Raw genomic sequence first — 18,789 nt, 5'->3', positions numbered from 1 at the left:
TTAAGACGTAATTGTTCATATGAGTTCCTGAACATCCTAAATCAATAGAAATAATGACTAAAACCTTATTTATTATTTTAGGATTTTCTATGAGTCGTTCTTTAGATTTATTTCACCAAGCTCAAACAATCATTCCAGGAGGTGTTAATTCACCTGTCCGTGCTTTCAAAAGTGTAGGCGGCGATCCAATTTTTTTCAAATCCGGTAAAGGCGCATATCTTACCGATGTAGATAACAAACAATATGTTGATTATGTTGGATCATGGGGACCATTAATCCTTGGCCATTGCCATCCAACAGTTATAGAGGCTGTCAATAAAGTACTGCATAGTGGTATGAGTTTTGGAGCTCCAACAGAACTGGAAATACAACTGGCTGAAAAAATTGCCTCATTAATGCCCTCAATAGAAAAAATTCGTATGGTTAATTCAGGTACGGAAGCAACTATGACTGCAATTCGCTTGGCACGTGGATTTACCAATAAAAATAAATTTATCAAGTTTAATGGGTGTTATCATGGACATAGTGATAGCTTATTAGTTAAGGCTGGTTCTGGTTTACTTACTCTTGGTATACCCTCAACACCAGGTATTCCGCAAAGCATTACTGAACACACATTGACCGCTGATTTTAATGATCTGGATCAAGTGGTTCAGCTATTTGAAAAATACCCAGATGATATTGCTACAGTAATTCTAGAACCTGTTCCTGGTAATATGGGATTTATATTACCTAAACCCGAGTTTTTAAAAGGTCTACGTGAACTTTGCGATCAATATAATGCTTTATTAATTTTTGATGAAGTAATGACTGGATTTAGAGTTGATCTACATGGAGCACAGGGTTTATTCAGTATTAAACCAGATATAACAACACTTGGAAAAGTAATAGGTGGGGGTATGCCTGTAGGAGCTTTAGGTGGAAAACGTGAAATCATGTCCTTTCTAGCCCCAGAAGGACCTGTTTATCAAGCAGGTACTCTCTCAGGAAATCCTTTAGCAATGGCAGCTGGTTTGGCTACTTTAAAAGAAATTGAGAAAAATAACTTCTTCAAGGATTTAAGTAACACTACCCTTAAATTAACCAAAGCATTATCAGCGGCAGCAGAAAGTGCCAATATTCCATTTTTTACTTCATCATTGGGCGGAATGTTTGGATTTTGTTTCACTGATAAGAGGAGTGTTGAAAATTACTCAGATATTGCTTCATCTGATGAAGTTTTATTTAAAAAATTTTTCCATGCGATGCTTACACAGGGTGTGTATTTCGCACCATCCATGTATGAAGCAGGATTTGTTTCAAGCGCACATGGTGACATGGAAATTCAGAAAACATATGAAGCTACTGAACTGGTGCTTAATCAATTAAAAGGTAAATAGACACTTCATATGTCTTTGAACTAAGTTAAGGAAAAGGTTTCCTTAACTTAGCGCGTTGAGACTTATTCTGGAAAGATTAGTCCTCAGCAGTATCCTTTATATTTTTAGGGTTAGAAAGCATCTTTTTATCATTGCAAGCTGTCATTTTAAATAATTTATAAAACACTAGACAGTAGTTTTTCCCTATGTCATATTCCTGTCTCTAGATCACAAGTATGGAATCTTGGTGAAAGATCAAATTTGAACTCATAATGGTGAAAAAGTTTCTAATTGAATACAACATAGATTTCTGAGATTTTAACTATTCTTGCAGAGATAGAAAATATCTTTAATCCAAGGATCTATTAGTGCATACAGATACTTTTCACTCAAGATGAGTCAAGTATGGTTTTTCTTTGATTTGATCACAAGAGAGTCGATGTTATATTCGAGAAGAACTCAGCTAGCAAGGGAAGGCATATTATGTCGATATTGAGAAGAAGAGGACTATGGAGCTCCATGCCACAAGGTACGTTTGCATTATTTTTTATACAAGTAGTTTCTACTTTAAGTTTTAGTGTTCTTTATTCAACTCTTGTTTTATATATGAAGGGTAAACTGGGTTTACCAATAGCCACCGCAAACAGCATAATGGGTGTGTTTATAGCGTACAATTTTGCTCTGCATTTATTAGGTGGTTTCTGGGGAGGTAGACTTCTATCAAATCGCTCACTATTTTGCGTTGGCATGATTGCGCAAATTCTTGGGTGTATTCTGTTGTCTGTAGGAAATACCACCTTTTTATATTATGGATTAGCTGCTTTTCTAACAGGCTCTGGGCTAAATGTTACATGTGTTAATTGTATGTTAACCCAGCAGTTTACACCCGAAGATTCTCGACGAGAAACAGCTTTTCTCTGGAATTATGCAGGTATGAATATTGGCTTTTTCATTGGGTTTAGCCTGAGTGGTATTTTCCAAATTTCTCAAAACTATCAAAGGCTTTTTCTTTTAAGTAGTTTAGGTAACCTTATTGCTTTGCTTATTTGCCTCTATTTTTGGCAACAACTTTCTGATAAAAACACCACATACTCAAGAAAAAACAAACTATCGCAAAGAAAAGCAACAGTATTTGGGCTTGGATTAGTTATTGTACTTCCTTTTATTTTAAGTCAATTGTTACAATATGCGGATTGGGCAAATAAATTAGTTCTTGTAACTGGTCTTGCCATGCTTGGATTAATATTGGTGTTAGCCCGTCAACAACCCACTAAAGAAGCAAAAGACAAGATTTATGGATTTGCGATATTAATGATGGTTGGTACTGTTTTTTGGATGCTATACCAAATTGGTCCAATGGGATTAACAGTATTTATTGATCATAACGTACAACGACAATATGGAAATTGGATTATCCCACCACAGTGGTTCCAAAATATTAATACGGTAGTCATAGTATTTGGAGGTCCACTACTAGGATTGACATTAAATAAAATGCGCAATAATGGATCACAAGTAAATATTCCCACCCAATTTGCTTTTGCATTACTATTTATAGGAATCGCATTCGCTATCTTACCAATAGGCATTGCTTACGCTAATTCGGAAGGTATGGTTAGCCCCAGCTGGGTTATCACCAGTTTTATACTGCAAAGTATTGGCGAACTTCTAATCTCTCCTATTGGTTATGCTATGATAGGAGCCTTAGCTCCAACTTCTTTACAGGGTGTGATGATGGGAATGTGGATGCTAAATACTGGGGTAGGAGCCACTTTATCCAGTTATAGCTCAAATTTGATGATTATTGGTCAGGAAAGCACCTCGCCTTTACTAACCAATGCGGGTTACAGCCATGTTTTTTTAATGCTTGGTTTGTTTGCTATGGCATCATCCGTTATACTTTTTACTTTAGTGCCTAAATTAAGAAAGTTAATTAAAGAGAGAAATTTAAATAACTTTAAAGAATCAGGCTTAGAGGTGAACGAAAGAGTAGCTTTATGTGAGTAGTCCGTTTGTACCCATTATAACGGCAGATATCGATTGGCGCGATGGACTGCCTTACTCCTTGCAGTTTGATGATATATATTATTCTGCTGAAAGTGGCATTAATCAAAGTCGCCATGTTTTTATCGATGGGAATAATTTAATTGATCGATGGCAACAGTTGCCAATCGATGAATCAAGCATGTTCACTATCGCAGAAACAGGCTTCGGAACTGGAATGAATTTTTTGCTCACTTGGAAATTATGGGAGCAATTTGCGCCTAAGGATGCCAATCTGCATTACATTTCATGTGACAAACATCCCTTAAGTAAAAAAGACTTAATCAAATGTCTAGAAAAATGGCCAGAACTGAGTGATTACGCAATACAATTAATAGATCAATATCCAATTTTAACCCCCGGATATCACTATTTGACATTTAATAATAGTCGAATTACTTTGATTTTAATGCTTGGAGACGCACTGGAGTGTTATGAACAACTTTTGTTGTGTGGTGATAGTAATCTTGAGCAACAGTTGCGAAGCTCCCATATTAATGCATGGTATTTAGATGGATTTTCACCCTCTAAAAACCAAACGATGTGGTCTGAAAACTTATTTACTATCATTGCGATGTTATCAAAGAATGGCACAACTTTAGCTACTTATTCAGCCGCTAATCAGGTCAAATCCGCTTTAAGAAATGCAGGATTTATTATTGAAAAGAGAAGGGGATTTGGACCTAAGCGACATATGGTCTGTGCTTATTATAAAGAGTTCTCCTCAAATTCACAAAAATATCGTCATACTCCCTGGCATGTTAGTCCTCCGTTTAAAATGAATACAAAATCTGCACTTGTTATTGGAGGAGGTCTGGCTGGGTGTTTTATCGCAAATAATCTTGCCAAGCGAGGATGGACTGTTACGTTATTAGAAGAAAAGAGTAATGTTGGATGCTGTGGATCTGCTAATCAGCAAGCTGTCTTGTTTCCTAAATTATCGGCTTATAAATCACCATTCACACAATTTATGCTTTATTCATTTATTTATGCCAACCATGTTTACAGGGCACTTCTAAATCAATATAAAATTGGTGAATTAAAAGGTTCTTTGTTATTGGCACATAATGCTAAGGAAGAAAAAAATCAACAAAGCCTGGTACATTGGTTAAAAGCGTATCCAGAATTGGGACAATTAATAGATAATAAGGAAGCAACGGAACTATCTGGGCTATCCTTACAGTGTGGTGGTTTGTTCATTCCTTTTTCTGGCTGGATTAACTCACCAGAACTATGCAAAATATTGATCAATAATAATAGAATTTCTTTAATCACTGAAAAAAAGATCAACACAATAAATTTTAATCAGAAAAACTGGGTAGTTAATGATTTAGAAGCTTCTGTACTGATTTTAGCGAATGGACAACAAATCAATCATTTTCAAGAAACCGATTATTTGCCTGTTAAATCCATAAGAGGTCAAATGACTACAATTAAAACAACAGAGAACAGTTCAAAATTAAAGATACCTTTATGCGCAGATGGACATGTTTTACCATCATTAGAGAACAGTCATAAAATAGGGGCCACCTATAATATCGGTATATCTGAACCAGAAATTGATACTCAGGATGATCAGTTAAACCTTAGCAGATTGAAACAGATGGTTCCCGAAGTAGAGTGGTCTACACATGTTTTAAATCACTGGGCAGGTATACGTGCTGCTTCACCCGATTATTTACCTATAGTAGGACCAGTATCCAAAGCAAATGAATATAAAAAAATTTATTCAGGGTTACAAACTAATTCAAAGAGGTGGATCGCTCAACCTGGACCTTATTATCCCGGCTTGTATGCTTGTGCGGCTTTTGGATCCAGGGGGTTAACGACTATACCTCTTGCAACAGAATGGTTAGCTTGTTTAATCAATAACGAAATTTCAATACTACCTCGAAAATTAGTACAAGCGATATCACCAGCACGATTTTTAAGAAAAAAAATTATACATGGATTATAAGATATATTGATAACTCAACTTAACTTCATCTTTCTATATCAGCTATAATCCTTATTTTGATGTGAGCTGACTGTGCATAATATTGAATTTTATCAAATAGATGCTTTTACCGACAAAGTCTTTCATGGTAATCCAGCAGCCGTCTGTATACTTGATGAATGGTTAAATGATGAATTGTTAAAAGCAATCGCTGCACAAAACAGTTTGGCAGAAACTGCATTTATAATAAAAGATAAACAAGATTTTTATATTCGTTGGTTTTCTCCTAATGGTGAAATTAGTTTATCAGGACATGCAACATTGGCAGCTGGTTTTGTGTTGTTTGAATTAGGTAAAAGTCAAGATGACCTCATTGTTTTTCATCACACCAGCGGGCAGTTTTCAGTAGAGAAAAGAAAAGACAGAGTTGTTCTGAACTTTCCCAGAATAAACTATAAAAGAAATCTTTATCCTGAGACTATTATATCTTTATTAGATCAACCAGCTATTGAGGTCTATGAAAGCGAACTTGATTATTTGGTTTTGCTAGAAAATGAAACTCAAGTTCAAAAATTACAAATAGATCTTCTGGGTTTAATGAGGTTACCTAAAAGAGGAATCATTATAACTTCTACAACAACAGACGCCGATTTCTATTCTCGTTGTTTTTATCCAAAATATAATATCGCAGAAGATCCTGTTACTGGGTCAGCTCATTGTATATTAACTCCTTTTTGGTCAGAAAAACTCAATAAAACCAGCTTGCATGCTATTCAAGGACTGCATAGAAAAGGGGAACTACACTGTGAACTTAACGGGCAAAGAGTATTTATTACTGGAAATTGCCGATGGTATTTACAAGGATATTTAGTCATTTAACCTGGGCTTTATAAGTTAAGTATCATCTATTGTTAAGACAAAATATAATTTTGTACCGTTTCCAATGAGAACACAGGTTAATTTAATAAAATTAATTGAGATACATTCCCCATTGAAGCATAATATATACCCTTCAGGTTGAAGAATCGACGCATTTTGTTTGTCATCGCAGGTGTGTGTGAGAGACTTTCCCAAAGTTATCTTTATGCTTGCATAAAGATAACCTTCTCATACACTTGGGGAGACAACCTCATAAAAGTTGTTGATGCATCAGCTTTCGGGATCAACAGAGTTTAATTGAATGACCAATTCTGGAAGTGCGGACTTCCAAAAAAATTAAAGAAAAACATACTGTTTCAATAAACTCATACCCAACAATTTTAATTGTATAGGAAGAATACTTATTTACAGTAAGACATCAAAATACATAAAAAAATAGACCAACTGATGGAGGAGAAAAATGAGTAGCAAAAGTGGAGGTTTAGCCGGTGTAGTTGCTGGTCAATCAGCAATTGCCACAGTTGGATTGGCAGGCAAAGGATTAAATTACAGGGGTTACTCAATAAATGATTTAGCTGAATACGCAAGTTTTGAGGAAGTAGCTTATCTGTTGCACTATGGAGAACTTCCAACACAGAGAACACTGGATGAATATATAAAAAAACTCATTAATCTAAGAAATATACCCGATAAGCTTAAGAGTGTTTTAAAATTCATACCTAAAAACACCCACCCTATGGATGTTTTACGAACAGCTTGCTCTTTTCTAGGAAATATTGAACCTGAAGAAAATTTTAAGCAACAATACGAAATAGCTGATCGTTTATTAGCACTTTTCCCTGGAATAATGTGTTATTGGTATTCCTACCATTTTAAAAACAAGGAAATTTCTGGCCTTAGTGAAGAAAAAACAATAGGTGGGCATTTTCTAGCTTTATTACATGGCCGTCAGCCTAGTCAAATTGAAACAGATATGATGAATGTTTCTCTGATTTTATATGCTGAGCATGAATTTAATGCCTCTACATTCGCTGCTCGAGTTACTGCTGCAACACTCTCAGATTTTTATTCAGCAATTACAAGTGCAATAGGAACTTTGCGTGGCCCCTTACATGGCGGTGCTAATGAAGCAGCCATGGAATTAATCGAGCGCTTTAAAACTCCTGAAGAAGCGGCAATCGGTATAAAGCAAATGCTAGCTGATAAAGAATTAATTATGGGATTTGGTCATCGAGTATATACAACCTGCGATCCTCGTTCAGATATCATCAAGAAATGGTCATTTAGACTAGGTGAAGAAAAAGGTGCGCTGCTTTTATATCATATTTCAGAGCGCATTGAAGAAATAATGTGGCAAGAGAAGAAGCTATTCCCTAATCTGGATTTTTATAGCGCGTCAGCTTACCACTACTGTGATATACCAACCCATTTGTTTACTCCAATCTTCGTGATGTCACGTATTACAGGATGGTCAGCCCATGTCTTTGAACAGAGAGCTAATAATAAATTAATACGTCCTACCTCCGAATACATAGGTCCTGATTCAAGATCATTTCCCGTCATTGAAACACGAGGTTAAATATGCACAGTTATGTAGAAGATAATGTTAAGCCAGGCTATGATCAGGTTATAACTGATATAGCTGATTATGTTTTAAATAAGAAAATTGATAGTGTACTAGCCTTTGAGACCGCCAGATTATGCTTAATGGATACACTCGGATGCGGTATGTTGGCTCTTAATTTCCAAGAATGTACTAAATTAATGGGTCCAATAGTTCCTGGTGCGTTTCTTCCAGGAGGAGCTCGAGTACCAGGTACTGATTATGAATTAGATCCGGTTCAAGCCGCATTTAATATCGGTACGATGATTCGCTGGTTAGATTTTAATGATACTTGGCTTGCTGCGGAATGGGGACATCCCTCAGATAACCTTGGTGCAATTTTGGCAGTTGCTGACTACCTATGTCGAGAAAATTGCTGTAAGGGAGGTACGCCTGTATTAATGCACGATGTTCTTACTGCGATGATTAAAGCCCATGAAATACAGGGTTGCTTAGCCTTAGAGAACAGTTTTAATCGTGTTGGTCTTGACCATGTCATATTAGTCAAGATAGCCAGTGCTGCAGTTGCAGCCCACTTGTTTGGTGCTGATCGTGACATGATGTTAAGAACACTCTCACAAGTTTTCGTTGATGGACAAACCCTGAGAACTTATAGACATGCCCCCAATACCGGCTCAAGGAAGTCATGGGCTGCCGGAGATGCCACTTCCCGTGCTGTTCGTTTGGCTTTAATTGCCAAATCAGGTGAAATGGGATACCCAAGTGCATTGACAGCACCAACATGGGGATTTTACGATGTACTGTTTGATAAAAAACACTTTAAGTTTCAACGTCCCTACGGCAGTTATGTGATGGAAAATGTTCTATTTAAGCTGTCTTATCCTGCCGAATTCCATGCGCAAACCGCAGTGGAATGTGCGGTAAAATTACATCCAATCGTTAAAAACAGATTCGATGATATTGACCGAATTGACTTAGTTACTCACGAATCTGCAATAAGAATAATAAGCAAACAAGGTGCATTACATAATCCTGCTGATAGAGATCATTGCCTGCAATATATGGTGGCAATAGGTCTTCTCTTTGGTGATTTAAAAGCAGAACATTATGAGGATGATGTTGCTTCAGATCCAAGAATAGATGCTTTGCGTGCCAAAATGCATGTCACTGAAAATGAACAATTCTCAAAGGATTACCATGATCCTGAAAAACGTTCTATAGCCAATAGCATTAAAATTGTCTTTAAGGATGGGACTGAAAGCGAATTGATAACCTTAGAATATCCAATTGGTCACAAACGTAGACGGGAGGAGGGCATTCCAGTTTTAATGTCTAAATTTAAAAATAATCTGAGTACACGTTTCTCAGCAGAACGTGTGGAAAAAATTATCCAGACAATGAGTGATACCAATACTCTATCCGCTATGAAAGTGAGTGATTTTATAGCCTTGTGGACAGTTAATTAAAATCCATCAGAAATACAACTTTATAGCCCGGACACTGCATCAACAGTGTCCAGGATCTTTGATCAAAACACTATGCAAATGATTGCTATATTTTCCTCTGTAAGCCAGCAATAGCAAGTACCTTTGTTGAGATTTCCTCGATAGAAAATTTAGTTGAATTAATATAAGGAATGTTTTCCCTTTGATACATTGCTTCTACTTCGGCTACTTCTAAACGACATTGCTCTACAGAGGCATATTTGCTATTTGGCCGACGTTCTGACCTGATTTGTTGTAACCTTTGATAATCAATTGTAAGTCCAAATAATTTCTGTTTATAAGGTCTTAATATCTCGGGTAAACGAAAGCCTACAAGATCTTCTTCTGTAAAAGGGTAATTAGCAGCTAAAATGCCATATTGTAATGCCATATATAAACAGCTCGGTGTTTTACCACAACGTGAAACTCCTATAAGAATAATATCTGCTTTATCGTAACCTCGAGTTTTTATTCCGTCATCATGTGATAAAGCAAAATCAATTGCTTCAATTCGATGAGAGTAAGACTTAACATTTGCCACTCCATGAGTCTTACCCACTGTATACGATGACTTCTCTTCAAGCTCATTTTCTAAAGGACCAATAAAAATGCTAAACAAATCAAAAACACAAGCTTGAGCTTTTTTAATAGATTGCCTAATCTCAGGATCAACCAAGGTCATAAATACCAAAGGTTTGGTCCTTTGTTCAGAAAAACATTGATTAATTCTTAGCACAACGTTTTCTGCTCTTTGTATTGAATCTATATAAGGAATAGTTATTTTTTCAAATTGTATACTCTCAAATTGGGTAATCAAACTATTACCCAATGTCTCTGCTGTAATCCCTGTTCCATCAGAAAGCATAAAAACATAGCGTTTCATAAGTAGCCTTATTTTAATTTATTGATTAATAAAAATATTAATCAAATTACGAAATAGAATCAGCATTGTACTTATTATTAGTCATCTGCTATCTTAAAATTATAATATTACATTAGTTTAAACAAATTGAACTTTGGAAAATACTGTGCAGAATAAAATATACGAATATAGTAAGCTACATATAATAGGCATTATTTGTTTAGTAGTTTCCTTAGGCCTCTTTTTCTTTAGTTTTTATATTGTACCTTACTTAATTTGGCAATTGGATTACGATATTCCTGATTTTATCATGGATATGATTTCATATGGTGAAGATGAGTTTTTTTACAGTTCTACTATCAGCCGACTTATTGTTTGGCTGCTCTTTTTTATACCAAGCCTGGTTACTGGGTATATCGCTTATTATATCTCAAATTATATTGATAAAAAGAAATTACACCTTGAAAAAAAATCAGAGGAACAACCACAACAAGAATCATCTTCCCAACCTTCCGGTAGTGCAAGAGACTCGGCTATGTTAGGATTCAAGATCATCTTGTTGATGATTTTAATTATCGCAGCAATTTTTTTATTGCAGGCATTAATTAACGTCACAACTTAGACAGAGGAATATGCATGTTTAATTTTAAACGTTGGAAAATAAGAAGAATTACAAAAAAAATTAAGGCTATGCAAGCAAATAGGGTAAGTAATCAACCTGGGGACGAAATCCTCAAGAAGGAAATACTATATTATTTTGAACTGGCCGCAATTTTTAAGAAACTACAAGGGCATAAAAAATTTCCCCACGCAGAAATTATGTTAATTGAGTGCTATAGAGCAGCAGCTAATCTCGATGATTCTGCTGCGAATTTTCAGCTAGGTCAAATTTTTCTTGAAGAAGCGAAATACAGACAAAAATTAGATAGTGAAGGCATATTTAATAGTCAAGCCAATCTAAAAAGAGCTCAGCAACTCTATGATGAGGCACATGCCCACTTAATGGCTGCCGAAAAATTAGGGCATATAGGTGCCAAGAGATTAAGAGGTCTTTGTATCATCAATGGCTGGGGGGTCGAAGTAGATAAAAATGCAGGATTTGAACTGGTTGTAGCGAGCATTGATCAGGAAGGAAGTTGGGATAGGGTTCCACAAATCTTTGCATCAATGGGGCTAAACAAGCCTGAGTTTTTCTCCGCTATTATGCAAAGAAGAAAAGATTTATCTTAAAATTATTTAGTTATGAATATAAAGAAAAGGTCAACCAATGGCATAATTTATTAAATTCTTATGAGCTAGTTAAATTGAAAATAAGTATAACTTACTATTTGTAGTTGAAATCTTAATGAACGTATCTAAATCAGAGATAGAACTAACTGAAAATTATCAATCTATAACGACTCAATTCTCAGAAGGGGAACTTGCTCATCTTTCAAAGATTGGAAAAATTGAAAAATATGCTTCTGGAAATATCATTTATAATGATGGTGATCCATCTGATTCATTCTTCGTTATCCTCGAAGGTGAGGTCGAAGTATTTAAAACAGTCATCGATGAATTTGGTGAACATAATATACATTTACTTGCCACTTTATCTAAAAATGATGTTGTTGGAGAGATGTCGCTCATAGAAAATAATTCGCGATCCACTTCTGTTAGAGCTAAGACTAGCTTAACTGTCATACAGTACCCACTGGAAAAGGTGAAAGCTCAACCAAAGTTGAATTTGAAGTTAATAAGAAACATGGCACAGATACTCTCCAAGAGGCTTCGTTTTACTAATGAAGTAACCGTTAAGAATATGCAGCAAAGATTAAATGAATCCTTAGGCCGTAATTCTCTAGGCGTATTTCTCATAGGTTTGCTTTGGATCATTTGTCTTTATACTTTATCCTTAAATTTCTTGATCATGTTGATAGATAAAGCTGCTATTACAACTACATTGTCAATCTGTTTAATTACGCTCTTTGCCATAACAACGATCGTTGCTATGCGCTTTACAGGACTCTCTTATTCCCGATTTGGAATCACTTGGAAAAATTGGGGAAAAAATACTTTGGAAGCCTTGGCTTTTACTATACCTGTTATGCTCTTTGTATTAATAGTGAAGGTTTTTTTTATAATAGGTATCGACCCTCCGGATAAAATCTCTATATTTACAGGAGCAGAACCTTTCATTACAAATCATAAAATTGACTGGGAATATTATATATCCACAATGTTTTTATATAGCCTTTTTGCACCTATTCAGGAGCTTATTGCACGAAGTGCACTGCAATCAACATTTTTTCTTTTTTTACCAGGAGAAAAACTATTTCGCAAATGGAATGCAATTTTTCTATCAAATCTAATATTTGCAACCATGCATACTCATTTTGGATTAAATTTTACCTTATTGACCTTTATTGCGGGACTTTTTTGGGGATGGTTATTTCATAGACAGAATTCTCTTTTAGGAGTATCCGTTTCACATGTTATTCTTGGTCTATGGTCATTGTTTATTGTTGGCGTGAGTTAAACTACTTTATATATTACATCCAAAATTCTAAATACCAATTTATGATAGATTGCCCCCAAAATATAGCTACTAATCCAGAGCCACATAAAAAAGGACCAAAAGGAATAGCCGTATCTTTTGATTTATTACTTATTTTTAAATAAATCAATCCAACGATAGCGCCCGTTATTGAGGACAATAAAAGAATTAATGGTAAATACATCCAACCAAACCATGCACCAAAAGCTGAGAACAATTTAAAATCGCCATGTCCCATTCCAACTTTACCTGTAAATAAATAAAAAAGATTAATAAATAACCATAGTGCCGCATAAGCCCCAGCACTACTTAACACAGCAACTTGAAGACTAACAAACAAGTCCTGAGTATTAGCTATAAGACCAAGCCATAAAAGACCTAAAGTCATGCAATCAGGTAAGATTTGATGATCAAGATCAATAAAAATAAGTGGTATCAATATCCAGATAGCTAATAGAATAAATAATAATTGTAAAGTAAGTCCGAAATGCCAACTGGCATATAATGATAAAACAACAGTTAGAAATTCAATAAATGGATAACGAATTGAAATTGGGTTATTGCATTGATAACAACGTCCTCTTAGCAAGATATAGCTTAGTATGGGAATATTCTGCCATGCTTTAACCATAGCTTTGCAATGAGGGCAAAAGGAACGTGGAAAAAAAAGATTAACTTTTATTTTTTCTTTTTGCGGTTTGAGATCAAATAATTCACAGCACTGTTCTCGCCATTCATCCTGTAACATAATTGGCAGACGATAGATTACGACATTGAGTAAGCTTCCGATAGCCAAAGAAAAAAGTCCAATTACTAAATACATAAACCAAGGATAATTTGTTATAAGTGTATGTATCATTTGATCATTTGGCCTATGCTATTATTGTTAAATATAATTAGTTTAAACTGCAGAGCCTAGCTTAAAGATAGGCAGATACATAGCTACCACTAATCCGCCGACCAGGATGCCTAATATTGACATAATTATTGGCTCCATTAAACTGCTAAGCGCATCAACTGCATTGTTAACTTCTTCCTCATAAAAATCAGCAACCTTGCTCAACATTTTCTCTAGTGCTCCAGACTCCTCACCAATAGCTACCATTTGAGTTACCATATTTGGAAATAAATGAGTATTCTCCATGGCAACACACATTTGCTGTCCCGTCGCAACTTCCTCTCTAATTTTATCAGTTGCCTTCGCATAAACAATATTTCCCGTGGCGCCCGCTACAGACTTCAAAGCTTCAACCAAAGGTAACCCAGCAGCAAATGTAATAGACAGGGTTCTTGAAAATCGTGCAATTGCTGCTTTCTCCAAAATAGGGCCAATTATAGGAAATTTTAACATGACTTTATCAATAGTTTGAGCAAACTCCACAGAATGATTCTTAGCATAAAAAAAACTATAGATGGCTCCACCCAAGACACCAAAGATTATATACCAATAAGCCTGCATAAATTCAGACATAGTAATTACCGCTTTTGTCATAGCGGGCAAATCTGCTCCAAATCCCTTGAACAAAGATTCAAATTGTGGAACCACATAGATAAGCAGTCCGGCGGTCACTATAAGCGCAACAACCATGACAGCAATTGGATACGTTAATGCTTTTTTTATTTTCTTTTTGATGACTTCAATTTTTTCTTTATATGTTGCAACCTTGTCTAACATAACGTCTAATGAACCGGATTTTTCTCCCGCATCGACAAGATTACAAAATAATTCATTAAAATAGGCTGGGTGTTTAATTAAGGACTCAGAAAGTGTTAGCCCGGTTTCAATATCGTGTTTAATTGTTTCAATTAAATCTTTAAGCCTCTTATTGCTTTGACCTTTAGCAACAATGTCAAACGATTGAACTAATGGTATCCCCGATTCTATCATGGTGGCTAATTGACGACTAAAAACTGTAATATCGGCTTGTGTAATCTTTCTATTCTTTCTATCAAGTAAAGGTTTTCTTTTTTTGACCACCTTATTAGTTACTATTCCCTGTTTGCGTAAATCAGCCTTGGCTATTGCCAAACTCCTGGCCTGAATGTCGCCTTCCATTTTTTGACCGGCTTTGTTGATGCCTTGATAATGAAAAGTTAATAGGGGGTTTGTATTTTTATCCATCAAAATTAATCAACGGTTACCCGATTGACCTCCTCTATAGTCGTGATTCCTTCTTTGACCTTTTCTATGCCAGACTGAAAAATAGTTAACATCCCCTCTGATTGTGCTAATTTTAATATTTCTATGGAATTACCACCTGACATAATCAGCTGACCCAACTCTTTTGTCATCGATAAAACCTCAAACAAACCTACACGACCACGGTAACCGCTCGTGCATTGATTACAACCTGCTGCCTTATATAATTTTAGATCAACCAGATCGGTTTCCTTGAAACCTAATTCGATTAATCCTTGATTTGTAAAATCATCACGAACTACCTTACAATGATCACATAATTTTCTTGCCAATCTTTGAGCAATAATTAATGTAACAGAACTGGCAATATTAAAGGTAGGAATCCCCATGTTCACTAAACGATTTAACGTTTCTGCAGCACTATTGGTATGAAGTGTAGAAAGAACCAAATGGCCTGTTTGTGCTGCTTTTATGGCTATTTCAGCTGTTTCAAGATCTCGAATTTCGCCAACCATGATAATATCAGGATCTTGCCTTAAGAACGAACGCAAAGCACCTGAAAAGGTTAAACCCGCTTTAGGATTAATATTAACCTGATTAATCCCGGGTACTTTGATTTCAACAGGATCCTCAGCAGTTGAAATATTTACTTCCACTGTGTTTAATATATTTAAAGCAGTATATAATGTTACTGTTTTACCGCTACCTGTTGGGCCTGTTACTAAAATCATTCCTTGTGGACGTTCAATCGCCTTAACAAAATTTGATCGTTGGTCAGGGCTAAACCCTAAAGCCTCAATCCCTAATTTAGCAGCGCTTGGATCAAGAACGCGCATTACCACTTTTTCACCAGCAGAAGTTGGACAAGTACTTACCCTGAAATCGATGGCTCGTGACTTGGAAATTTTCATTTTAAAACCACCATCCTGTGGTATACGTCTCTCTGATATATCTAAATTAGACATCACTTTAATACGAGCAGTAATACGTGATGCCAGACTTGCTGGTGGAGTTGCAACCTCATGTAAAATACCATCTTGCCTGTATCGAATACGATATTCTCTTTCATAGGGTTCAAAGTGAATATCAGAAGCGCATTGTTTAATTGCATCAAGTAAAATTTTATTGACGAATTTTACTATTGGCGCATCATCGGTTATAGAAGTTATTGTATCGGAATCTTGTTCTTCATCTTCAACGCTTATCTCTAAGCCTTCCAAGTCTCCCGAATCTTCCACATATTCTGATAGGCCTTGACTTTCCTTTGCATTTAACAAATTATCAATCAGTATGTTAAGTTTATCTGTTTCTACAACAATAGCATGTGTATTAAGCCCAGTATGAAATTGAATTTCCTTTAATGAGGCTTGCTTACTGGGGTCATCTGTAGCAAGGTATAAATTAGTTCCTCGACTGAAGAGAGGGACCATGGCATGGCGCTTAATCAGTTTTTCATTTACTAAATTGACAGGAATGGATTCTATTTCAATGCAGTTAATATCAATCATTGGAACGCCAAAATTTTGCGCAGCTGTAAGGGCAATTTGCTCTGCAGACAAAATTTTATTTTTTACAATATATTGCAGTAAAGAAATCTTTTCGGATGCAGCTAACTTATGTAACTCAATTGCCTTTGTTTTATCTAACAGTTTTTGAAGCACCAAAAGCTGCCCAATTCCCTGCAATCTATGTTCATCCGTAGCTAGAACCATTTTATTTATTCAAAGTGTATCTTAGTTTTAAATATAGTTAAATTTTTTAATAATTTCACGATTTTTTGCACATAATCACGTATTTGAGTCTACCGTTAAGTATTTCATTGTTTTATAAATTATTTTAATTATATCTATTGTTTAAGAAACAGTAGCTATAAGTGCACTAAGATTTACGTATTTTTAATCCCTATCCTCAGAAACAAGAAGACAAGTCCAGAAGAATTTAAAATCGAAAATCAATTGTTTGCATGTAAAACTCGTTGTATTGTAGTTAATACAAAGATAATAATAATTCAAAGGCCAAATTTTGTTGATAGAACAGCAAATTAAACATTATCGCACTTTATGTGAATGGTTCCAATCACCTTTAGGTGAATTTGTTGCTAAAGAATTTACTGATCAATTTGAACCAGTAAAAAAGTATTTAAAAGGTGAAACTTTGCTACAACTTGGACATTGCGGTGAGAATGCGTGGTTAAATCCTCTCGGTTTTAAACACAAATGGATAGCATCCCCATTTTCTTACAAAGACCAAATTCATCTTGAATGCTCACTGAATCAAATACCATTAAACAGAAATACGTTAGATTGTGTGCTGGTACCATTAACTCTGGAACCATTCGGGAGCAATTTTAGTTTAATTGATGAAATTGATCGAATATTAAAGCCTATGGGTTTTCTTATCTTCCTTTGTATTAATCCCTGGAGCTTATGGGGAGGAGCTATGAAATGGGGCTTATTACATTGTTATGATAATAGAAAAGTGAAAATGAGAACGGCTTTCAATCTGAACAGAATCTTTCTACAAAGAGGATACAGGCAGTGTTCTTTAAGTAATTTTTGCTATATACCTCCTGTTAATAATAAGTCAGTACTTAAAAAATTAACGTTTTTGGATGAGATTGGTAAAATGATATGGCCTCTGCCCTCTGGATTCTATTGTTATATAGCTCAGAAATATGAATTTGTTGGTCCCAATTTAGCCATTGAACCCGCAGCAGAATCATTAAAAAAAGAGTATGAATCACCGTTACAACCAGCAACAAATTAGAACATGCTAACAATTTCCCACTATAACAATGAAGAGACTAATTAAGTAACTCTATAGCTGCATGGATAATAGTTTTACATCCAGCTCAGATGTATCTATACGAAACTGATTTAATTGGCTGAATTTGGTATCATAGGAGATTACATAATTCTATATAAACAGATTTATCTAAATATTTGAAGACTAACCCTTACATTTTGTATACTTTATTTTGCTTTAAAACAAGGTTAAATACATGACAAAAAAATCGCTATTTAAAATCAGTTTCGCCAATCAGGATGAAATTTATGAGATCTACGCTCGTTCAATAAAAGAAAGTGAAATGTTTGGCTTTCTGGAAATTGAAGAACTAGTTTTTGGGGAGCAGACAGCTCTGGTAGTTGATCCATCCGAAGAGAAGCTTAAAATGGAGTTTAGTGAAGTGAAGCGCATTTTTATTCCAGTACATTCTATATTTCGAATTGATGAAGTATCAAAACAAGGGACATCAAAAGTAAAAGATAACTTAGGTTATAGTAATAAAGTAAGGCCTTTCCCTGGATCAGGGAAAGTTAAAGATTAACTTTATTTGTCACAGTGCCTGTATAAGCTTCTAAGGAAACATAAATGAACATTCCTGGTAAAATTAAATCTGTATATGAAAAATCAACATGTCTGTATACTTCGAATGAAGTGGAAGCCGCACTGGATAGAATGGCCATAAAAATTCATGAGAAATTACAAGATAAAAATCCAGTCATTATTTGTGTTATGGTAGGAGGTCTCATCCCTTTAGGAAATTTACTGCATCGTTTAGATTTTCCTTTGGAAGTTGATTACGTTCATGCCACACGTTATCGAGGTGATTTAACGGGAGGGGATATTCATTGGAAAGTAAGACCATCAAGCAATTTAGCAGGGCGTACCGTTTTAGTCGTGGATGATATCCTTGATGGAGGTGTCACTCTAGCTGCTATTGTCAATGAAATTAAAGCGATTGGCGCGACAGAAGTTTATAGTGCAGTATTAGTCGATAAATATCGCAAACGAGTCCCTAATGGCCTTCAAAAAGCTGATTTTGTCGGTTTACAGGTGGAAGATCATTATATTTTTGGCTACGGGATGGATTACCACGAATATTTACGTAATGCACCTGGGATTTTTGTGGTTCACCCCGAACATGAAGCAGCGAAGTAGTAAAGAAATCCTGATTATATTTATTAAATAGAGATTAGATATTTG

The 18,789-nt window shown here is 35.4% G+C and carries 16 protein-coding genes; 12 read left to right on the top strand and 4 right to left on the bottom strand.

Features of this window, described 5'->3' with window-relative positions; all coding sequences use genetic code 11:
- Positions 1-89: 89 nt before the first annotated feature.
- The 6 genes from hemL (at position 90) to ACZ5EK_RS08020 (ending at position 9,246) form a co-directional block, all read left to right on the top strand.
- Positions 90-1,379, top strand: a complete 1,290-nt coding sequence (hemL, locus tag ACZ5EK_RS08045) for a glutamate-1-semialdehyde 2,1-aminomutase (protein ID WP_464428873.1) — start codon at positions 90-92, stop codon at positions 1,377-1,379.
- 498 nt (positions 1,380-1,877) lie between these two features.
- A complete protein-coding gene (locus tag ACZ5EK_RS08040) occupies positions 1,878-3,365 on the top strand; it encodes a peptide MFS transporter (protein ID WP_464432469.1) in 1,488 nt (495 codons plus the stop codon).
- Entirely contained in the window at positions 3,358-5,358 is a 2,001-nt protein-coding gene (mnmC, locus tag ACZ5EK_RS08035; RefSeq protein WP_464432427.1) for a bifunctional tRNA (5-methylaminomethyl-2-thiouridine)(34)-methyltransferase MnmC2/FAD-dependent 5-carboxymethylaminomethyl-2-thiouridine(34) oxidoreductase MnmC1, read from the top strand. The genes ACZ5EK_RS08040 and mnmC overlap by 8 nt, the downstream gene beginning before the upstream one ends.
- Positions 5,359-5,430: 72 nt before the next feature.
- Positions 5,431-6,216, top strand: a complete 786-nt coding sequence (locus ACZ5EK_RS08030; RefSeq protein WP_464432426.1) for a PhzF family phenazine biosynthesis protein — start codon at positions 5,431-5,433, stop codon at positions 6,214-6,216.
- A gap of 460 nt (positions 6,217-6,676) precedes the next feature.
- Positions 6,677-7,795: a bifunctional 2-methylcitrate synthase/citrate synthase gene (gene prpC / locus ACZ5EK_RS08025; RefSeq protein ID WP_464432425.1), complete on the top strand. Its 1,119-nt coding sequence runs from the start codon at positions 6,677-6,679 to the stop codon at positions 7,793-7,795.
- Between the two features lie 2 nt (positions 7,796-7,797).
- Positions 7,798-9,246 carry a bifunctional 2-methylcitrate dehydratase/aconitate hydratase gene (locus tag ACZ5EK_RS08020; RefSeq protein WP_464432424.1) on the top strand — a complete coding sequence of 483 codons (1,449 nt, stop codon included), beginning with the start codon at positions 7,798-7,800 and terminating at the stop codon, positions 9,244-9,246.
- Between the two features lie 85 nt (positions 9,247-9,331).
- Here ACZ5EK_RS08020 and ppsR read toward each other — a convergent pair whose 3' ends face one another.
- Positions 9,332-10,147 carry a posphoenolpyruvate synthetase regulatory kinase/phosphorylase PpsR gene (gene ppsR, locus ACZ5EK_RS08015; RefSeq protein WP_464432423.1) on the bottom strand — a complete coding sequence of 272 codons (816 nt, stop codon included), beginning with the start codon at positions 10,145-10,147 and terminating at the stop codon, positions 9,332-9,334.
- Positions 10,148-10,292: 145 nt separating this feature from the next.
- On the opposite strand from ppsR, the gene ACZ5EK_RS08010 reads away from it, so the two are divergent.
- The 3 genes from ACZ5EK_RS08010 to ACZ5EK_RS08000 all read left to right on the top strand — a co-directional run bounded on the left by ACZ5EK_RS08010 (position 10,293) and on the right by ACZ5EK_RS08000 (position 12,644).
- Complete coding sequence (locus ACZ5EK_RS08010) at positions 10,293-10,748, top strand: hypothetical protein (RefSeq protein ID WP_464432422.1); 456 nt, start codon at positions 10,293-10,295, stop codon at positions 10,746-10,748.
- A gap of 14 nt (positions 10,749-10,762) precedes the next feature.
- Positions 10,763-11,356, top strand: a complete 594-nt coding sequence (locus tag ACZ5EK_RS08005) for a hypothetical protein (RefSeq protein ID WP_464432421.1) — start codon at positions 10,763-10,765, stop codon at positions 11,354-11,356.
- Between the two features lie 115 nt (positions 11,357-11,471).
- A complete protein-coding gene (locus ACZ5EK_RS08000; RefSeq protein ID WP_464432420.1) occupies positions 11,472-12,644 on the top strand; it encodes a cyclic nucleotide-binding domain-containing protein in 1,173 nt (390 codons plus the stop codon).
- A 13-nt stretch (positions 12,645-12,657) separates the two neighbouring features.
- Here ACZ5EK_RS08000 and ACZ5EK_RS07995 read toward each other — a convergent pair whose 3' ends face one another.
- From ACZ5EK_RS07995 to pilB, 3 genes are read right to left on the bottom strand one after another with little or no spacing between them, the layout of a single operon-like run.
- The gene (locus tag ACZ5EK_RS07995; RefSeq protein WP_464432419.1) at positions 12,658-13,521 is read right to left on the bottom strand and encodes a prepilin peptidase; all 864 of its coding nucleotides are present in this window, start codon (positions 13,519-13,521) and stop codon (positions 12,658-12,660) included.
- Positions 13,522-13,563: 42 nt separating this feature from the next.
- The gene (locus ACZ5EK_RS07990; RefSeq protein ID WP_464432418.1) at positions 13,564-14,784 is read right to left on the bottom strand and encodes a type II secretion system F family protein; all 1,221 of its coding nucleotides are present in this window, start codon (positions 14,782-14,784) and stop codon (positions 13,564-13,566) included.
- Between the two features lie 5 nt (positions 14,785-14,789).
- Entirely contained in the window at positions 14,790-16,514 is a 1,725-nt protein-coding gene (gene pilB / locus ACZ5EK_RS07985; RefSeq protein WP_464432417.1) for a type IV-A pilus assembly ATPase PilB, read from the bottom strand.
- A gap of 310 nt (positions 16,515-16,824) precedes the next feature.
- Between pilB and ACZ5EK_RS07980 the strand changes: the two genes are divergently transcribed.
- The 3 genes from ACZ5EK_RS07980 (at position 16,825) to ACZ5EK_RS07970 (ending at position 18,744) form a co-directional block, all read left to right on the top strand.
- A complete protein-coding gene (locus tag ACZ5EK_RS07980) occupies positions 16,825-17,568 on the top strand; it encodes a methyltransferase domain-containing protein (protein ID WP_464432416.1) in 744 nt (247 codons plus the stop codon).
- A gap of 235 nt (positions 17,569-17,803) precedes the next feature.
- Positions 17,804-18,130: a DUF1820 family protein gene (locus tag ACZ5EK_RS07975; RefSeq protein ID WP_464432415.1), complete on the top strand. Its 327-nt coding sequence runs from the start codon at positions 17,804-17,806 to the stop codon at positions 18,128-18,130.
- Between the two features lie 44 nt (positions 18,131-18,174).
- Positions 18,175-18,744 (top strand): hypoxanthine-guanine phosphoribosyltransferase, encoded by a 570-nt coding sequence (locus ACZ5EK_RS07970; RefSeq protein WP_464432414.1) that lies wholly within the window; start codon positions 18,175-18,177, stop codon positions 18,742-18,744.
- The last annotated feature ends 45 nt before the right edge of the window (positions 18,745-18,789 follow it).

This window comes from Legionella sp. JM-2024 (assembly GCF_055389095.1).
Note: the sequence above shows the minus strand (reverse complement) of the source record. Positions and strands in the feature narration are given on the sequence as shown.

Coding starts and splice junctions, on each gene's coding strand:
- ACZ5EK_RS08000 (WP_464432420.1), top strand. CDS start 11,472: ATGAACGTATCTAAATCAGAGATAGAACTAACTGAAAATTATCAATCT.
- ACZ5EK_RS07970 (WP_464432414.1), top strand. CDS start 18,175: ATGAACATTCCTGGTAAAATTAAATCTGTATATGAAAAATCAACATGT.
- ppsR (WP_464432423.1), bottom strand. CDS start 10,147: ATGAAACGCTATGTTTTTATGCTTTCTGATGGAACAGGGATTACAGCA.
- ACZ5EK_RS07990 (WP_464432418.1), bottom strand. CDS start 14,784: ATGGATAAAAATACAAACCCCCTATTAACTTTTCATTATCAAGGCATC.
- ACZ5EK_RS08020 (WP_464432424.1), top strand. CDS start 7,798: ATGCACAGTTATGTAGAAGATAATGTTAAGCCAGGCTATGATCAGGTT.
- ACZ5EK_RS07975 (WP_464432415.1), top strand. CDS start 17,804: ATGACAAAAAAATCGCTATTTAAAATCAGTTTCGCCAATCAGGATGAA.
- ACZ5EK_RS08005 (WP_464432421.1), top strand. CDS start 10,763: ATGTTTAATTTTAAACGTTGGAAAATAAGAAGAATTACAAAAAAAATT.
- pilB (WP_464432417.1), bottom strand. CDS start 16,514: ATGGTTCTAGCTACGGATGAACATAGATTGCAGGGAATTGGGCAGCTT.
- ACZ5EK_RS07995 (WP_464432419.1), bottom strand. CDS start 13,521: ATGATACATACACTTATAACAAATTATCCTTGGTTTATGTATTTAGTA.
- prpC (WP_464432425.1), top strand. CDS start 6,677: ATGAGTAGCAAAAGTGGAGGTTTAGCCGGTGTAGTTGCTGGTCAATCA.
- hemL (WP_464428873.1), top strand. CDS start 90: ATGAGTCGTTCTTTAGATTTATTTCACCAAGCTCAAACAATCATTCCA.
- ACZ5EK_RS08040 (WP_464432469.1), top strand. CDS start 1,878: ATGCCACAAGGTACGTTTGCATTATTTTTTATACAAGTAGTTTCTACT.